The organism is Micromonospora sp. PRAS1 (assembly GCF_059553435.1).
The window spans coordinates 1-340 of sequence record NZ_JCANNB010000128.1 but is presented as its reverse complement, the minus strand read 5'-3'; the positions used below and the strand labels follow the sequence as shown (position 1 = coordinate 340).

General features: G+C 65.9%; 1 protein-coding gene. It reads right to left on the bottom strand.

Annotation, left to right across the window (positions count from 1 at the left end):
- A partial coding sequence (locus AC507J_RS32395; RefSeq protein ID WP_496294388.1) for an AMP-binding protein occupies positions 1-327 on the bottom strand: 327 nt, incomplete at its 3' end.
- Positions 328-340 lie beyond the last annotated feature (13 nt).

Sequence of the window (340 nt, the reverse complement as noted above, 5' to 3'; positions counted from 1 at the left end):
CTGCGGACCATCCACCAACACCACAGGCGCCGACAACCCCGGCAACACCGACACACACGACGACGACGTCACCACCACCGACACCCCCGCATCCCCCACCATCACACCCAACCGCTCCGACGGATACGACGGATCCAACGGCACATACACACCACCCGCCCGATGCACCGCCAACATCACCACCACCTGCTCCACCGACCGATCCAGACACACCCCCACCAACACCTCAGGACCCACACCCACCGAGCACAGATGGCGGGCCAACCGATTCGCCGCCGCACTCAACTCCCCATACGACAACGACACCCCACCACCAGAAACCGCCACCGCACCCGGCCGC